Annotated in this window: 12 protein-coding genes; 4 read left to right on the plus strand and 8 right to left on the minus strand. The window is 47.7% G+C overall.

Annotated features, from left to right (window positions below):
* The first annotated feature begins 103 nt into the window (after positions 1-103).
* Entirely contained in the window at positions 104-1,960 is a 1,857-nt protein-coding gene (locus tag HWQ67_RS20150; RefSeq protein WP_320414419.1) for a CheR family methyltransferase, read from the plus strand.
* Positions 1,957-3,309, plus strand: coding sequence for a PAS domain-containing sensor histidine kinase (locus HWQ67_RS02710; protein WP_218251108.1), 1,353 nt, complete (start codon positions 1,957-1,959; stop codon positions 3,307-3,309). The genes HWQ67_RS20150 and HWQ67_RS02710 overlap by 4 nt, the downstream gene beginning before the upstream one ends.
* A gap of 200 nt (positions 3,310-3,509) precedes the next feature.
* On the opposite strand, the gene HWQ67_RS02715 is transcribed toward HWQ67_RS02710, so the two are convergent.
* Both HWQ67_RS02715 and HWQ67_RS02720 read right to left on the minus strand, forming a co-directional pair.
* Complete coding sequence (locus tag HWQ67_RS02715; RefSeq protein WP_218251109.1) at positions 3,510-4,784, minus strand: hypothetical protein; 1,275 nt, start codon at positions 4,782-4,784, stop codon at positions 3,510-3,512.
* Positions 4,785-4,792: 8 nt separating this feature from the next.
* The gene (locus tag HWQ67_RS02720; RefSeq protein WP_218251110.1) at positions 4,793-5,074 is read right to left on the minus strand and encodes an HU family DNA-binding protein; all 282 of its coding nucleotides are present in this window, start codon (positions 5,072-5,074) and stop codon (positions 4,793-4,795) included.
* A 201-nt stretch (positions 5,075-5,275) separates the two neighbouring features.
* Here HWQ67_RS02720 and HWQ67_RS02725 point away from each other — a divergent pair, with 201 nt between their 5' ends.
* Together HWQ67_RS02725 and HWQ67_RS02730 are read left to right on the plus strand one after the other, a co-directional pair.
* A complete protein-coding gene (locus HWQ67_RS02725; RefSeq protein WP_218251111.1) occupies positions 5,276-5,869 on the plus strand; it encodes an SGNH/GDSL hydrolase family protein in 594 nt (197 codons plus the stop codon).
* Between the two features lie 201 nt (positions 5,870-6,070).
* Positions 6,071-6,478, plus strand: a complete 408-nt coding sequence (locus tag HWQ67_RS02730; protein WP_218251112.1) for a bacteriohemerythrin — start codon at positions 6,071-6,073, stop codon at positions 6,476-6,478.
* A 25-nt stretch (positions 6,479-6,503) separates the two neighbouring features.
* On the opposite strand, the gene HWQ67_RS02735 is transcribed toward HWQ67_RS02730, so the two are convergent.
* The 6 genes from HWQ67_RS02735 to HWQ67_RS02760 form a co-directional block, all read right to left on the minus strand.
* Positions 6,504-7,931 carry an NADH-quinone oxidoreductase subunit N gene (locus HWQ67_RS02735; protein WP_218251113.1) on the minus strand — a complete coding sequence of 476 codons (1,428 nt, stop codon included), beginning with the start codon at positions 7,929-7,931 and terminating at the stop codon, positions 6,504-6,506.
* Entirely contained in the window at positions 7,919-8,077 is a 159-nt protein-coding gene (locus HWQ67_RS02740) for a hypothetical protein (protein WP_218251114.1), read from the minus strand. Before HWQ67_RS02740 ends, HWQ67_RS02735 begins: the two co-directional genes overlap by 13 nt.
* Positions 8,065-9,567 carry an NADH-quinone oxidoreductase subunit M gene (locus HWQ67_RS02745; protein WP_218251115.1) on the minus strand — a complete coding sequence of 501 codons (1,503 nt, stop codon included), beginning with the start codon at positions 9,565-9,567 and terminating at the stop codon, positions 8,065-8,067. The genes HWQ67_RS02740 and HWQ67_RS02745 overlap by 13 nt, the downstream gene beginning before the upstream one ends.
* Complete coding sequence (gene nuoL, locus HWQ67_RS02750) at positions 9,564-11,504, minus strand: NADH-quinone oxidoreductase subunit L (protein WP_218251116.1); 1,941 nt, start codon at positions 11,502-11,504, stop codon at positions 9,564-9,566. Before nuoL ends, HWQ67_RS02745 begins: the two co-directional genes overlap by 4 nt.
* 7 nt (positions 11,505-11,511) lie before the next feature.
* Complete coding sequence (gene nuoK, locus HWQ67_RS02755) at positions 11,512-11,814, minus strand: NADH-quinone oxidoreductase subunit NuoK (RefSeq protein ID WP_218251117.1); 303 nt, start codon at positions 11,812-11,814, stop codon at positions 11,512-11,514.
* A gap of 443 nt (positions 11,815-12,257) precedes the next feature.
* Positions 12,258-16,145, minus strand: coding sequence for an FG-GAP-like repeat-containing protein (locus tag HWQ67_RS02760; protein ID WP_218251118.1), 3,888 nt, complete (start codon positions 16,143-16,145; stop codon positions 12,258-12,260).
* Between the last annotated feature and the right edge of the window lie 772 nt (positions 16,146-16,917).

Consider the following 16,917-nt stretch of genomic DNA (forward strand, 5'->3'; position numbering starts at 1 on the left):
TTCGCAGGAATGACAGTTACAGGCTTTTTCCAAGTTTGTCATTCCTGGCTTGACCAGGAATCCAAAAACTGCAAAAGCATAGTTACCATGAAATATAAAGAGGATACAGGTATTCGCTACCGACATAGACTCTGAGGCGATAGCGTTTGCCAGAGCGGGCATATACCCGCAAAATATCTCGGCGGATGTATCGGATGACAGGCTGACGAATTACTTTTCAAGGGATAATGACACCTACAGGGTTAAGAAGGAGATACGCCAGATGGTGGTGTTTTCAGAGCAAAATATCATAAAAGACCCGCCATTTTCAAAGCTTGACCTGATAAGCTGTCGCAATGTACTGATCTATATGGAGAGCACGTTGCAGAAAAAGCTGATCCCAATGTTGCATTACACATTAAATCCAGGGGGATATCTGTTTCTTGGCACATCTGAGAGCATAGGCGAATTCTCAGGCATGTTCTCTGCCGTTGACTCAAAGTTAAAGATATTCAAACGCTCGATGACCTCTACTGATGCCAATAACATGCTGTTCAATTTCAATGCAAACGTCGATACCGGCACGGAGATAGTCAAAAGCAAGCCGACAGACCTGAGTATACGTAACATCGCCGAAAAGATCATAATCGAAGACTACGCCTCCCCCGGTGTCCTGATCAATGACAAAAGCGATATCATTTTCTACATTGGCAATACCGGAGCGTATCTGATGCAGCCCACCGGAGAACCAACCACAAACATCTTAAAACTGGTCAGTGAAGAGATTCGTTATGCACTCAGTGCCGTCATTCACGGTGTTGTCACACGGAAGAAGACAGTCATAAAAGAGGGCTTGAAGCTCAAACACAACAATCATACGATTACCTTTAACATCATTGCCAGACCTCTTATCGAGAATCCACAAACAAAGAATATGATCATGGTCGTGTTTGAGGAAAAACAAGCCATGAAGGGCAATACCGTCAAAAAGAAGGTCTCTAAAAAAGAGCCGGAAGAAAATTCCGACATAATAAAACTGCAACAGGAGCTTCAAGCCACAAAGGAGTACCTGCAGGCAACCATTGAGGAGCTGGAAAGCTCAAACGAGGAACTCCGCTCCACTAACGAAGAGATGCAGTCAACCAACGAGGAGCTTCAAAGCGCCAACGAAGAACTGGAGACCTCAAAGGAAGAGCTGCACTCCACCAACGAGGAACTTGAGACCGTAAACGCTGAACTGCAAAACAAACTAAACGAGCTATCACGTGTCAATGACGACCTCAATAACCTCATGGCCGGCACGGAGATAGCAACAATCTTTCTGGACAACAAACTGTGTATCAAGCGATTTACCAAATCGGTGTTGAAGATATTTAACCTCCGGCAGAGCGACGTCGGTCGTCCCATCAGCGACATTACGATAAATATAGAGTATCCCTCTCTGTATGAAGACGCTAAAACAGTGCTAGATACATTAAGCCGCAAGAGAATTGATGTAGTGAGCAATATCGCTCAATGGTATACCGTATCCATAATACCTTACCGGACATTAGAAAACGTGATAGATGGCGTGGTTATTACATTTATGGATATCACGGAGCTTAAAAGCACCATCCGGTTTTCAGAGAGGATTATTGATGCGATGCGAGACCCAATACTCATCCTTGATGTCAAGCTCAATGTCATATCGTCCAATAAGTCCTTCCATGAGACCTTTAAGGTTGATAAGGCAGATATCATCAACAGGGCCATAGATATCGCATGCAACGGGCAGTGGGATATCCCTGAACTCAGGGGGCTGTTAGAGGCAACAATCTCTCAAGGCAGGGCGTTTAATGGCTTCATAGCAGAGCGAGAGTTCAAGGGGATCGGCCTTAAGAGGGTGCTGTTAAATGGTCGCAGGGTAGATCAAGGGGATCACATGCCAGGTTTAATACTTTTATATATCGAGGATATAACGATAGACGGGAGGGATAAATGAAAGAAGAAGCCGATAACAACGCATCAGATGAAATCAGTAAGCCCGACGACATTCGAGTCAGGGCGCTGCAGAGGTTCAAGTTGTCACAAACGGAGGCAAACGTTGATAATCTCTCCGACATAGACGTGCGCAGACTGGTACAGGAGCTACAGATTCATCAGATAGAGCTGGAGATGCAGAATGAAACGCTTCGCCAGAGTCAGTTGGAGCTGGAGATATCTCGTGCCAGGTACTCAGACCTCTATGACTTTGCGCCGGTGGGGTATCTCACTATAGACGACAGATATGTAGTGGTTGAGGCCAACCTTACCGCAACCAGGATGTTGGAAACAAGCAGGAGTCTTATGTTAGGCAGACATTTTTCCGCTTACGTCGCAGATGATTATTTAAAGTCCTATTACGAATACCTGAAAGACGTTTTTTCCAGCAAAGAGGCAATGACCTGTGAACTAATGCTGGTGGGGAAAGGAGGTACTGATTTTTATGCCAAACTGGAAGGTATCGTATTAGCCTTTGGTAATGGCTTAAGGTGCTGCAGGGTGGTAATCAGCGATATCACAGGGCAAAAGAAAATGGAAGAAGAGATAAAGACGATGAATCTGAACCTACAGCAGAGAGTAGATGAGGAAGTTGCAAAGAACCGTGAAAAAGATAAAAAAATGTATGAGCAGTTCCATTATATAGCAATGGGTGAATTGTTGTTCAATATAGCCCATCATTGGAGACAACCCCTGTGTGCAGTTGGTCTTTTAATCCAGAATATAAGAGATGCTTATTTGCATGACGAGTTAAACAGTACAGAATTGGAATATAGCGTTGAAACAGCAATGTCTGAGCTTAGAGGCTTATCAAAGACCATAGATGATTTCAAGGATTTTTATATTCACGATACGAAGAAAGTGAATATCAACATTGCACAGGAGATAAACAAAAGCCTGGCACTTATGTCGGGTTATATAAAGGATAAAGGCATTGTTATAGATAGACATTTGGATGAAAGCATTACATTTGATGGCTGTCCAAATGAGTTGGTTAAGGTAGTCTTGATTGTTTTAGCAAATATCAGGGACGCATTTTCAAGAAAAAACGTTGCCGATGGGGTTATTAAGATAAGCCTGTATAAAGGCTTAATTACGAATAAAATAATTATAACCGTCATGGATAACGGTGGTGGGATCGAAGAAGATATGATAAACAAGATATTTGATCCTTACTTTACAACCAAAGATAAGAAGCGAGGTACGGGAATGGGTCTGTATATGGCAAAGAGGATCATCGAACATGATATGTATGGCACGATATCGATAAGAAACGTTGACGGATGGTGTGAGGTCAGGATAGAAATATAGCAGATTTCGATTGGATTAAATATAACATACAAGACTTTTTTATGGGGTCAAGGGGACTGGTCCCCTTGCAGGGGGTTCTGAAGGGGGGCGGAGCCGCCCCTTTCTTTCTTTGTATCGCATGCAATCGAAACGCGCTATAGAATAAGGGGGCTTGCCCTCCCTTTTTTTTTTTAGAGAGGGCTTGCCTGTTAACCGTAAGGTTATTTGTCTGGTAGGTCCAGTTCCTTTTGTTGCTTGTGTTGTTTGGGTTTAGGTTTTTCGACCCTTTTTTCTGGTAGTGGTGGCGGGTTTGCTGGTGGTGGTTCGTGTGGTACTACTACTACCGGTGGTGGTTGTACTGCTGCCGGATTCTGGTGAAATTCCAATGGGGGCAGTTCCTCTATCGGCTGCACGACCTCCGGTTTTACGGGCGGTTGCGGTTCCTTTATTGCATAGACGGTATCGTCATCAACCTCATAGGGGTCATAGGCAATAAAGACACGATTAAGGACGTAATCGGCAATCCACAGTTTGTCCTTCATCCATTGTAGTGCAGAGGGCCTGGTAACTGCATTGGGGAGGTCTATGGCGTGTGTCACCTTCCCGCTCTTTGCGTCGAGCTTGACTAGCTTGGGACGCTGACAGTCCTCCGTGACGAGTCTGCATGTGTCATAGCCTATCACCCATATGCCATCACAGTCCCATGCCAACCCCGAGGGACTTTTAACGGGAGACTTAAATGCTGACAGAACTCTGCCATCTTCCGTGGATATCTGGTATATCTTGCCCTCCCTGGCATCGGCTAACCATAGATGTTGCCCATCAAAGGTGAGGCCATGCGGGGCTTGTATCTTTAGAGGTTGTCCGCCAAAGGTCAGGCTGCCGGGGACCTCTTTTCCGTCCATCTTGAAAGTCTTTACAACCTGGTTGTCATTGAAATTCAACTTTACTAGTTCCTTATTTTGCGAATCAGCAATCCACAAGAAACCGTTCTCACAACACTCACCCTCCCATGCCATGCCGCAGATAGTGAACAGCCTTGGCAAGGGGACTGTAAACCTCGAAAGCATCGCCTTGCCATCGGAGGTAAACAAATCGTGTATTGATGAATAGGGACCGGTCCTGATGGTGTTTAGAGCAATGACCATATCTCTGTCACCGATTAATAAATCCCGACCATTGTATGCCATGCCATTTGGCCCCCAACCCTTAGAATCAAAAGGCTGAAACATGGGCGTCTTAAACTGTTGAGCACAACCGCTTAACGTAAACAGCACAACAACATAGAGGATGAAAAACCCTCTGCCTACAACCCCCCTAAGTATCTTTGGCTTACTGATTATTCCATGAGATAGCATCATTTGGTCCCTCACTGTTTTGATTTTCTTAACAACGCTCCATCTGTCATATTTCGGATTAACCTCCTTTATGCTAACCTGTTGTTCTTTTACTCTTGTTGCTGTTCTGCCGTTGCTTTTGTCTTTATCTGCTGGCATACACCTCTCTACTTTTTATTGTTGACGGCATCTTTAAATGCCCTTCCTGCTACAAACTTAGGAACCCTTGCCTCAGGTATGTTTATCACCTCGCCTGTTCTTGGATTGCGACCTTCTCTGGCCTTCCGTTCTGTAACCGAAAACGTGCCAAATCCCACCAATGTGACCTTCTGACCGTCTTTTACTGCATTGATAATGGAGTCAATGGTTGCATCGAATGCCCGTGCGGCATCTGCCTTGGAAAGGTCTGCCTCCTTTGCTATGTGGTCTATCAGTTCTGCTTTCGTCATTACTAATTCCTCCTTGTTGGTTTTATTTGTTGTTTATACAATCTATCTGTTAATTTTTTCTACCTTTTTTTATCCGCCCTATATTGACAGGGGCTTGTAATTTACAAACACTAAATATTAATATAAACCATACTATAAAAGCAAATAAAAAAAAAGGAACAAATCAATCTTGCAAATGGAAAAGCATCAGAAGGGGTATGTATGGATGAAAAAATGTTAGTGGTTGCCTTTGGTGACAGTCTGACGGTGGGGTTTCAATCGCCCACGTATGATAGACCCTGGTATGAGGAGACACCGTATGCGGAGTTCTTAAGCCAAAAGCTGTCGGATACGATCAACTTTGTCACCAGGGGGATAAGCGGAGAGCTTACTGAGGAAATGGTGAGACGTTTTCCCCGGGATGTCATTGCCCTCAAGCCCGATTATGTGGTCATACTTGGGGGGTCAAACGACCTTGGGTGGGGGGTAGAGCCAACCGTGGCTATGCAGAATCTCCATACGATGTATGCGATGGCAAAGGAGGCCGGTGTTGTACCCGTGGCGGTTACCGTACCGTCAATAGCGGGATACGATCCCCTGATAAAGCCCAGGGTGGTCTTAAATGACATGATAAAGGACACTGCCACCAGGATTGGTATACGCTGCGTTGACATGTTTACAAGCTCTGCCGAACCGGACACCCTGCGTCTGGCACCACGGTACTCAAACGATGGCCTGCATCTGAGCACGGAAGGCTATATGTTACTGGCAGACCTGCTATACAACGAAGTCTTTCTTAACCTCCGGCAGCAGTAGCCGGCAGGATAAATATAACGTGTTTCGATTGTATGCGATACAAAAAAAAGAAAGGGGCGGCTCCGCCCCCCTTCAGAACCCCCCGCAAGGGGACCAGTCCCCTTGACCCCATAAAAATGCCACATATTTTGTATTTAATCCAATCGAAATCTGCTATAATACGAAAACCTATCAAATATATACAGAAGGAGAATAGAACCGATGATTCAATGGGATGAGAGTCTGGCAACCGGCGTCAAGGAGATCGACAAGGAGCACAAGGAGATAATTGCCAGGATAAATAAACTGATCAACATGACTGACAAGGAGAAGGAGCTTGAGATCGATAAAACTCTACGATTTCTGGGCGGCTACGTAATTGATCACTTTGCCCATGAGGAGGAGTACATGATCAAGTACCAGTACCCCGAGTATGACGAGCACAAGGGGGAACACATACGGTTTCTCAAGAGCTATTCCAGCCTGAAGAAGTTGTTTGATTCCGAGGGGTCCAGTGCCCTGATCATTAACGCAACGGAGAAGCAGGCCGTTGAGTGGCTTGTCAAGCACATACAGCAGATAGACAAGAAAATGGCATTCTTCCTGCAAACCAAGATGAAAAAGGCATAGGCAGACCGAATCCGTATAGTTCGGTCTATATAAACCGGAACATATGCCTCATCGAGTCTATGAGCTGTTGAGGCATTATACCTAGCATAAGGGTCATAACCAACGATACACTCAGGGCAAGTCTGAGGGCAAATGAGTCGGTGATCCCTGTATCGGGGCGTGCTACCTCGGGTTGTCTCATATACATGTACATGACGACCCTGAGGTAGTAGAAGGCCGATATGGCGCTAAAGAGGACGGCTGCTATTGCCAACCAGCGGTGTTGTGCATGCAGCAGGGACAGGAATATGGAGAATTTGCCGATAAAGCCACCCGTTGGGGGGATACCCGCCAGGGAGAACATAAACACGAGCATGATGGCTGCTACAAAGGGGTGTGTCTTGGCAAGTCCTTCAAGGTCGTTGAGGGTTTCGCATTTGCAGTCTTGGGTTGTCAGCAGGATCAGGATAGAGAATGCCCCGATGTTCATAAACATATAGATAAAAAGATACGTCATGATCCCCAGGACGCCCTCGGCAGAGCCGGGGACCAATCCCAGTAGTACGTAGCCGGCATGGGCAATGGAGGAGTAGGCAAGCATTCTCTTGAGGTTGCTCTGTGCCAGGGCCAGGAGATTACCCACCAGCATGGTCAGTATGGCAAGACCGGTTACGATGACAGACCAGTTGTCGATCATTGAGGGGAACACCGTCAGCAAGACCTTTGCAAGGACGGCGAATCCGGCTGCCTTTGGCCCCACCGACATGAAGGCCGTAACGGAGGTCGGCGCCCCCTCATAGACGTCGGGGGCCCACATATGAAAGGGCACTGCGGCTACCTTAAAGCCGAACGATACGATAAAGAGCACCATCGATATCAGCAGCAGGGGATTTCCCGCCAGTCCTTTGTAGTGGATGTAGGCGCCAATTCGTGCGATGTCCATCGTGCCCGTTGTGCCATAGAGCAGCGACATGCCGTAGAGGATTATGGCCGTAGAGAAGGCCCCCATCAGGAAGTACTTAATTGCTGCCTCTGTTGAGTGTTTGTCGTGTCGTATAAAGCCTGCCAGGATGTACGTAGACAGTGCCATCAGTTCCAGGCCGAGGTATATGAGCATCAGATTGGTGGCCGAAACCATCAGCATCATGCCCACCGTAGAGAACACCAGGAGGCTGTAGTATTCACCGGAAGAGGAGTTTTTGACCTTCATGTACCTGATTGACAGCAGTATGGCCAAGGTCAGGTTGACAAGAAAGATGACCTTAAAGACATAGCTATAGGCGTCAATTTCAAAGACGTCGGCAAAGGAGCCTCCCTTCGTGCTCAGGGAAAAGAACGCTGTCAGGACGCCAACCAGGGCCAGGACGGCTATGTACTCCTTCCGTTTTATGACGAGTTCCAGCAACAACAGTACCGTTGCCAGGCCCAGGAGTATCAGTTCCGGGGCGATGGACGAAAAGTCTAATCCTTGCATTTTTTCTTCCTTTTAGAGGAGAAGAAGGGGAGCGGCTCCGCCCTCCCCTCAGACCCCTCCCGCAAGGGGACCAGTCCCCTTGACCCCATAATTTCCAGTCTTAGTGTTATAAGTTTTATGTCCATGTACTTAATTACCGTTTCCATGTCAGGCTCTCATGCAGGGTATTACCATGTACCCTGTCTATCAGTGCGGTAACACTGGTGTTTAACATGCTTATAAAGGTTTCGGGATAGACCCCGATCCACAGCACCAGGACAAGCAACGGCAGGAGTATCATAAGCTCCAACGGGGTAACGTCCTTGAGGTCCTTTATTTTTTCGTTTACGGCGGTGAAGAAGACCCGTTGATACAGCCACAGCATATAAATGGCACCTATGATGATACCGCTTGAGGCCACTATTGCGGCTATGGGGCTTCTGGCAAAGCCTCCGAGCAGGATTAGGAACTCTCCGATGAAGCCGTTGGTGCCCGGCAGACCGATAGAGGCAAACGTGAAGACTATAAACAGCGACGAAAATATCGGCATCACACTGGCCAATCCGCCGTAGTCTGCGATCTGTCTGGTGTGCGTCCTGTCGTAGACCATGCCGATGCAGAGGAACAGTGCCCCGGTCACTATGCCGTGGTTTATCATCTGCAGGAGACCTCCTTCGATGCCGTTGACGTTCAGTGAGAATATCCCTAGGGTTACAAAGCCCATGTGGCTGACCGAGCTGTATGCTATGAGTCGTTTGAAGTCGCTCTGCACCATGCAGATCAGCCCTCCGTAGACTATTGCGATCACGGAGAGGGTCAACATGGTTGGCGTCAGGGCGATGGCGGCCTGCGGGAACAGGGGCAGAGAGAATCTCAGAAAGCCATATGCGCCCATTTTTATTAGGATGGCCGCAAGGATCACGCTGCCTGCCGTGGGGGCTTCGGTGTGTGCGTCGGGCAGCCACGTGTGCACCGGAAACATCGGAACCTTGACGGCAAAGGCCGCAAAAAACAACCAAAACAACAGCAGTTGCAGATTAAACGGCAACTGAACCGACATCAGCTTTGTTAAGTCGAAGGTATTGCCCTGGACGTATAAGATAATGATGCCTATGAGCATCAGCACGCTGCCCACGAGGGTGTACAGGAAGAATTTTATTGCAGCGTATATTCTGTTTTTCCCGCCCCATATGCCAACTATCAGGTACATAGGGATAAGCATGGCCTCCCAGAAGATATAGAACAAAAATATGTCTATGGAGCAGAACACCCCTATCATTGAACCCTCTACGAGGATAATGGCGATGAAAAATTCCTTGACCTTTTCTTTTATTGAATTCCACGAGATCAGCACACACAGGATTGCGGTCAGGGCAGACAGCAGCACCATCAACACACTGATACCGTCGATCCCGATGTAGTATTGCACGTTCCAGGATTCGATCCACACGTGTTTTTCTACAAACTGCAACTGTGCACTACCCTTGTTGAAGTTCATAAACAGCGGCAATGTCAGTAGCATCGTAGTCACTGACACCGCAAGGGCGATCCACTTGATCAGGGTTTCCTGCCTGCGGCTTACCAGGGCCATCAGGGCCGCTCCGAGGATCGGGACAAATATTAACAGGCTTAGAATTGGGAAAGTAGCGCTCGTCATAGCGTATTCCACAGGCTAAAGATTACGTAAAAGGCTATAAGTACAAGCCCTGTTGCCATGATCATCGAATAGTGCGACACGACTCCGGTTTGCAGCAGACGCAGCCGACTCCCAAGCCGGTTTATCAGCGAAGGGACTCCGTTTACTATGCCCTCGATGAGGGTCCTGTCGGTTAGCTTATTGAGTATGTTGTCTGATATCCAGTAGAAGTTTTTGATTATCAGTGCATCGTAGAGTTCATCGACGTAGTATTTGTTAAACAGCACCCTGTGTGCGGTGCTGAATTTTTCGGCAAATTTCTTTGGCAGTCCGGGGTTTTTGATATACATGAAGTATGCGGCCCCTATGCCCGTCAGGGAGATGAGCACGGAGAATATCATCACAGCCCACTCCTGAGCCGCCGATCCCTCACCGGATGGATGTCCTACCACGGCGGACATAAATACACCGAAGTTGTCGTGCCCGCCTAACACGTGTGGGATGCCGACATACCCCGCTGCCACTGCCCCTACGGCCAAAACTATCAGCGGCAATGTCATGGAGGATGGGGATTCGTGCAGGTGTTTTCCCACCTCCGGCTCTCCCCTGAAGTCTCCGTAGAAGGTCAGAAACACTACCCTGAAGGAGTAGAATGCCGTCATCAGGGCTGCCGCCGTTGCGAGCATCCACACGATGGTGCCCACGGGCGTGTGTGAGGAGATGGTGCGCCAGAGGATTTCGTCCTTGCTAAAGAACCCCGACAGTCCTGGTATACCCGATATGCTCAGTGAGGCCAGGAGCATGGTCCAGAAGGTGATGGGCATGTGTTTTTTGAGGCCGCCCATTTTTTGGATATCGAGTTCCCCTTGCATGGCGTGCATGACGCTTCCAGCGCCGAGGAACAGGAGGGCCTTAAAGAAGGCGTGCGTGTAGAGGTGGAAGATGCCTGCCGCATATGCACCCACCCCGCAGGCCATAAACATGTATCCCAACTGACTGACCGTTGAGTATGCGATTACGCGTTTGATGTCGTTTTGTACCAGGGCGATAGTTGCCGCAAAGAGGGCGGTCAGTCCCCCGATGATGGCCACCACGGCCATTGCCGTGGGAGAGGCGTTAAAGATGGGGTTGGTTCGTGCCACCATAAAGACGCCGGCTGTTACCATTGTGGCTGCGTGGATCAGGGCGCTGACGGGCGTTGGACCCTCCATGGCATCGGGCAGCCACACGTGCAGCGGGATTTGTGCCGATTTACCGGCTGCACCACAAAACAGAAGCAGCGCTATTAACGTCAGGAGGTTTACCTGTATGCCAAGTATATTGACGGTCTGAGCGACGACCGAAGGCAGCCCTCTGAAGACCGTGTCGTAATGCAAAGAGCCAAATGTCAGAAAGATAATTATGACGCCCAGTCCAAAGCCAAAGTCCCCGAACCTGTTGACGATAAATGCCTTTTTGGCGGCCACGGCTGCCGATCTCTTTTCGTACCAGAAGCCTATCAGGAAGTATGAACACAACCCCACGGCCTCCCAACCAAAATACAGTTGCAGGAAATTATTTGACATCACGAGCATCAGCATAGAGAATGTAAAGAGGCTCAGGTAGGAAAAGAATCTGTAATAGCCCTCGTCACCGTGCATGTAGCCTATCGAGTATATGTGTACCAAGAGGCTTACGGTGGTTACGACGATCAGCATCACTGCGGTCAGTTGGTCGATCATAAACCCCACCGACACCTTAAGGTCCCCCGAGGACAGCCACGTGTAGAGGTCAACGTTGACCACCCTGCCGTTTAACACCCCCTTGAGGGCCAGCAGCGACAGCACAAACGATGTACCCACCGCCGCAATCGCTATCCAATGTGCGTGGTCCCTGAACAAGCGCCTGCCAAACAGGATGTTTATCGCAAACGCTATCAGTGGCATAAGCGGTATGTATAAGAAGCTCTCTTGCTGCATTTGTCCTTTACCCCTTCATTTCGCTGACTTCATCGACGGATATGGTTTCGTAGTTTCTGTACAGCAGTATGACGAGGGCAAGCCCGATGGCTGCCTCGGCTGCGGCTACGGCTATGACCATAAACACCATTATTTGTCCGGTGAGGTCTTCGAGGTAGTGACTGAAGGCCACCAGGCTTATGTTTACCGAGTTAAACATGATCTCTACCGACAGGAGCATGATAATGATGTTTCGCCTTGCAAGGTAACCAAACATGCCGATACAGAACATTACACCGCTTAACCATATATACCAGTTTAACGGTACCACATCAGCCCTTTATACAGTAACATTTTCATCTTTGCTATTATACACATTTGCCACATGTAAAGTATATAAAAATAATGTGTGCTGTAAATATTTTTGTGATGAGATAGCTTGACAATGTCAAATGACGTCATCGCAAGGGTGCATAAAAACTGGTGGGTGATGGATTCCTGCTTGCGCAGGAATGACACATATGAGCGCAAAATACCATTTCTTGTCATTCCCGTGAAAACGGGAATCCATCTTCTAAAACAGCATAAAATGGCTATTTAGAAAAACCAATAAAGAATGCGTCTCTGTTACCCACCAAAAATTTATGCACCCCATCGCAAGGATTGGCAGGTTGGCATATTCTTTGATTTTCCGTCAAGGAGAAAAAAAGAAGAAGGGGGATTTTATCCCCCCTTTTTTGGTAGTGCTATCTCAGTGCTTAAGCATTCTGCCGCTTACCGGGTTTCCCAATTGTTTGGCATACCTTGGGCAACAAAGCCTTGAGACGTGATCTTTGACCCGTCCATGAGGAACAGGTAGACATCGCCGTTTGTTGTGTTTTTCCAGATGATGTCAGACTTGCCATCGCCATTGTAGTCGCCGGTCTTGGATATCTGCCAGGCTGGTGGCATTGACTTGGATACATATCCGGCACCGGTTATTTTTAACCCGTCCATAAGCCAAAGGGCATAATCACCTACCGAGGTGTCTTCCCATAAGATATCAGCCTTGCCATCGCCATTGAAGTCATCAACACCCTTTATCTGCCAATTGGCAGGGATTCCCTTTGTTACATAGTCTTGGTTTGATATCGTCAGGCCATCCATTAACCAGACGTATACGTCGCCGGTATCGGTGTTTTGCCAGACTACATCGCTCTTCTTGTCGCCATTGAGGTCGGCTATGACCTTGATATGCCAACTGCCCATTGTGCCTCTACTTAAATAACCGCTGCCGTTGGACAGTATATTTTTTCCGTCCATCAACCAGACAAAGACATCTCCGGTATTGCTGTTTCTCCACATTATGTCGGCCTTCCCATCGCCATTGAAGTCGCCAACGGCCTCGACTGTCCAATCCTTGGGCATACCTTTTACCGCATAGCCCTCGTCGATTTTCTTTGTTCCTTGCATAATGTATATGTACACGTCGCCGGTTGTACTGTCCTGCCAGAGGAGGTCTGCCCTGCCATCGCCGCTGAAGTCTCCCACAGCCTTGATGTCCCAATTGGTGCCTACACCTTTGGCAACAAAGTCACTACCGCTTGTTATGGACTTTCCATTCATCAACCAGATAAAGATATCGCCGGTATTAGCATCTCTCCAAAGGACATCGCTGTTACCATCACCGTCAAAGTCGTATTCAACCGTCCTGGGCATATTAAACTCTACCGTCACCGTCTTATCTGCGGACATCGTAACCATGCACTGACCACTGCCTACGTTTGAATCGCAGCCTGTCCAGCCCTTGATCGTTGAGCCTAAGCCTGCCTGTGCCGTAAGGACTACCAAGCTGCCCTTGTCAACAGACGTGGTGCCGGTTGTGCCATCACTGCTCCAGTAGAGCTCTCCTGTTGAGGTTGTTACTGAACCCGTGCCGGAACCCTTGATCGTGACTGTGAGTTGCACCTGGCCTGTCTTGGCATCCTGATTTACCGTAAATGTCTGCCCGGCTATCGTCATCGTACCTTGGCGTGTACTTGTTGCTGTGTTTGCAGTTACCGTGTATGATACCTTTGCACTTCCAGTGCCGGCATCGCCTGCTGTTATGCTTATCCATGCGGCATTACTTGTGGCTGCCCACTGACATGAACTGTTTGGTGCTGTAACGCTTACGGTGTCGCTGCCGCCGGAGGCTGTAAAGCGCCTGCTCGTTGGGCTTATTGACATACCCGTTGAGCAGTCCTGACCTGATTGGCTAACTGTAAAAGTCTGTCCTGCTATCGTCATCGTACCTTGGCGTGACGCTCCTGTGTTGGCCGCTACCGAGTAGTTTACGGTGGCATTGCCAGAGCCAGAGGTGTTGGACGTTATTGTTATCCAGTCGGCATTATTGCTGGCCGCTGTCCAACTACAATTGCTGGCTGATGTTGTTATGTTTACACTACCGTTGCCGCCTTCTGCCGGGAACTGTTTGCTCGTTGGAGAGATTGAGTTATTACACGTCGGCGGTGGAGTTGGAGATGACGTAGGTATTGGAGTCGGAGTGGCAGATATACCGAACATCACCGTAATCGTATGGTTTGTGGTTATGTTGTTTAGTGTGTAATTGACTCCACCGACTATAGAACTTTTGCGCTCAACGCCGTTGTCAATGAGAGCTAATATCTCATATCCTGAGTTTGGCGTTATGGTACATGTGGATGATCCACCACTTGTTACACTTGTAGGAGCGCAGGAGATCGAACCACTCCCGCCGGTGACTGTCGCGGTTACGTTGTAGGTAGGAGTAGGAGTAGGCGTAGGAGCTGGTGTGGCAGCATCCTGCGTGACAGTAAAACTCGATGAATGGGAAGTATTCCCGTCTGACACCGATACATGAATGTAACCGTTACGGGAACTTGTATTGGTATTGGCTGCTACCGTGTAACTTACTGAACCATTGCCATTGCCACTAGCATAATAAGTGTCAGAGCTGATCGTTGTCCAGCCATTGTCTGCATAGGCTATCCAGCTACATCCACTGTTAACCGTCACGGCTATGCTACCAGTGCCACCGGATGACGTGAAGTTCTTGCTCGTTGGGGTGAGTGTGGGGTAGCCTGAACAGTTTGGTGTAGGAGTAGGAGTGGGCGATAGATTAAAAGTCGCTGTCACATTCTGAGCCGATGTACTACCCCAAGGAACTACCATGCAGGTTGGACTTGACGCAGTGCAGTAACTAGAACCTGTACCATTGCCGCTCCAGCCGGCAAATGTCGAACCGGAGGTAGCCGTCGGGGTCAGAGTTACAGTGGTGTTTGTAGTAAAATCAGCGGAAGTTGAGGCTGGCCCCCACGGACCCGGTCCAGAGAAGCTGATCCCTGAAGGCGAACTTACCACACTGCCATGCCCTGGGCCTTGTATGGTGACATTGAGGGTGAAGGTTGGGGCTGGAGTTGGGAGTAAAACCTGTACCGGTGTGCTTGTATCCGTATTTGTACTATTCCCAAGCTGACCATAGGTGTTACTACCCCATGTCCACAACGTTCCGTCTGACTTAAGGGCTATGGCGTGTGCCATGCTGCTTGCTGATACTGTATTCCAGTTAATATCACTGCCTATTTGAATTGGTGTATACCTATTCGTATTTGTACCGTCTCCAAGTTGACCGGAAGCGTTATATCCCCACGACCACAACGTTCCATTTGTCTTTAACGCTATGGTGTGGTTCATACCCGCTGAAATTTTAGCCCAGTTAGTATCGCTGCCTATCTTCGTTGGTGTATTTCTACTCGTAGTTGTACCATCTCCGTGTTGCCCATTTGGGTTAATCCCCCATGCCCATAGCGTTCCGTCTGTCTTAAGCGCCATAGAATGCCATTCACCTGTGGAGACAGCAGCCCAGTTAGTATCACTGCCTATTTGAATTGGTGTATACCTATCCGTATTCGTACCGTCTCCAAGCTGGCCATTGAAGTTATCCCCCCATGCCCATAACGTTCCGTTTGTCTTAAGTGTCACAGTTTGCAGCTCACCACCCACGGCAGTAAGCCAATTAGTATCAGTGCCTATCTTGGCTGGTGTATTTCTGCTCGTATTCGTACCGTCTCCAAGCTGACCATTATTATTATACCCCCACGTCCATAGCGTTCCGTTTTTCTTGATCGCTATAGTGTGATAATAGCCAGTGGAAACAGCAGCCCAATCCGTATCAGTGCCTATTTTAGTCGGTGTATTTCTCTGTGTATTCGTACCATCTCCAAGTCCACTGTCTGTGTTATCTCCCCATGCCCATAACGTTCCGTCTGTTTTAATTGCTACAGTATACCACTCCGCTGCAAAGACAGATGCCCAGTCCGTGTCAGTACCTATCTTCGTTGGTGTATTTCTGTTTGTAGTTGTGCCATCCCCAAGCTGACCATAGCGGTTATCCCCCCATGCCCATAGTGTTCCGTCCGAATTAATAGCCAGCGTATGAAAATAACCAGCCGCAACCTTAATTCCTGTTCCTGCAAATTGACCATCTACTGTGTTTTGGCTACCCAACGTGGTGAGGCTGCCTTCCGCAAAGGCTTTAGCTGTAAAACTGCCAATGCACATTACCCCAATCATCGCAATTAGCAACAACGTAAGCAACTTCCTTACACCTGCATTGTGTGATTGAAGATACTTCAACTTTAGGTTATCGTTTATTCTAAACATGATAACCCCTCCAAACGATTTATTTTACCCTGCAGCGCCGATGAAATCGGTCTGCGTATTCTATTAACTGATTGCGCAAAACGGCTAAAATCAAGATAACAACCGCAAGCAGCAATCAGACAATATTCACCCTCATAAGGGAAAATATAAAGATAGGGCAGGAACATCCTGCAGCGGGAAAAAAGATTGAAGGTTTCGGTTATAAGAAAGTAACTACATGTAACGTTGCATATATATAGCAAGAACAGTGCCAGACAAGCTGGTTTTTACAGCATCCACACCCTTTGCCTTAAATAAATTCCTCAGTATATACATACAAATATTCTAACATTGTGGCAGATATATTTGTCAAGGCCACCGAATTGCAATTCAGGGTAAAAAAAAGTATCCTCTTTATATTTCACGGTAACTATACCAAGATAAATCAGGCTTGCAAAATTCTTGTCATTCCCGCGCAGGCGGGAATCCATTCCATACGGCCATGAAAAAAGCATAGATTCCTGTTTTAGCAGGAATGACAAGTTGTTATCAGGGCTATGATTTTTTTGCAAATTCCATTTAGTTGAGCCTCTTGCAAAACTCCTAAATTTAAATGATATTTTAGCCCTCCCTATGATAAAATAAATTTCGTAAAAACATTTTAAATCATAAGGAGAGCATATGTGGTAGCACCACAATCAACCGTGGTTGTCAGGATTTAAGCCACTTTTATCCCTTCATAATATGGCATTGTTACTATGCTTGAGCAACATGACCACGCTTGAATGGAGTG

It is taken from the genome of Candidatus Magnetobacterium casense (genome assembly GCF_019173545.1).
GTDB classification, from domain to species: domain Bacteria; phylum Nitrospirota; class Thermodesulfovibrionia; order Thermodesulfovibrionales; family Magnetobacteriaceae; genus Magnetobacterium; species Magnetobacterium cryptolimnobacter.

Coding starts and splice junctions, on each gene's coding strand:
- HWQ67_RS02710 (WP_218251108.1), top strand. CDS start 1,957: ATGAAAGAAGAAGCCGATAACAACGCATCAGATGAAATCAGTAAGCCC.
- HWQ67_RS02715 (WP_218251109.1), bottom strand. CDS start 4,784: ATGCCAGCAGATAAAGACAAAAGCAACGGCAGAACAGCAACAAGAGTA.
- HWQ67_RS02720 (WP_218251110.1), bottom strand. CDS start 5,074: ATGACGAAAGCAGAACTGATAGACCACATAGCAAAGGAGGCAGACCTT.
- HWQ67_RS02725 (WP_218251111.1), top strand. CDS start 5,276: ATGGATGAAAAAATGTTAGTGGTTGCCTTTGGTGACAGTCTGACGGTG.
- HWQ67_RS02730 (WP_218251112.1), top strand. CDS start 6,071: ATGATTCAATGGGATGAGAGTCTGGCAACCGGCGTCAAGGAGATCGAC.
- HWQ67_RS02735 (WP_218251113.1), bottom strand. CDS start 7,931: ATGCAAGGATTAGACTTTTCGTCCATCGCCCCGGAACTGATACTCCTG.
- HWQ67_RS02740 (WP_218251114.1), bottom strand. CDS start 8,077: ATGGAAACGGTAATTAAGTACATGGACATAAAACTTATAACACTAAGA.
- HWQ67_RS02745 (WP_218251115.1), bottom strand. CDS start 9,567: ATGACGAGCGCTACTTTCCCAATTCTAAGCCTGTTAATATTTGTCCCG.
- nuoL (WP_218251116.1), bottom strand. CDS start 11,504: ATGCAGCAAGAGAGCTTCTTATACATACCGCTTATGCCACTGATAGCG.
- HWQ67_RS02760 (WP_218251118.1), bottom strand. CDS start 16,145: ATGTTTAGAATAAACGATAACCTAAAGTTGAAGTATCTTCAATCACAC.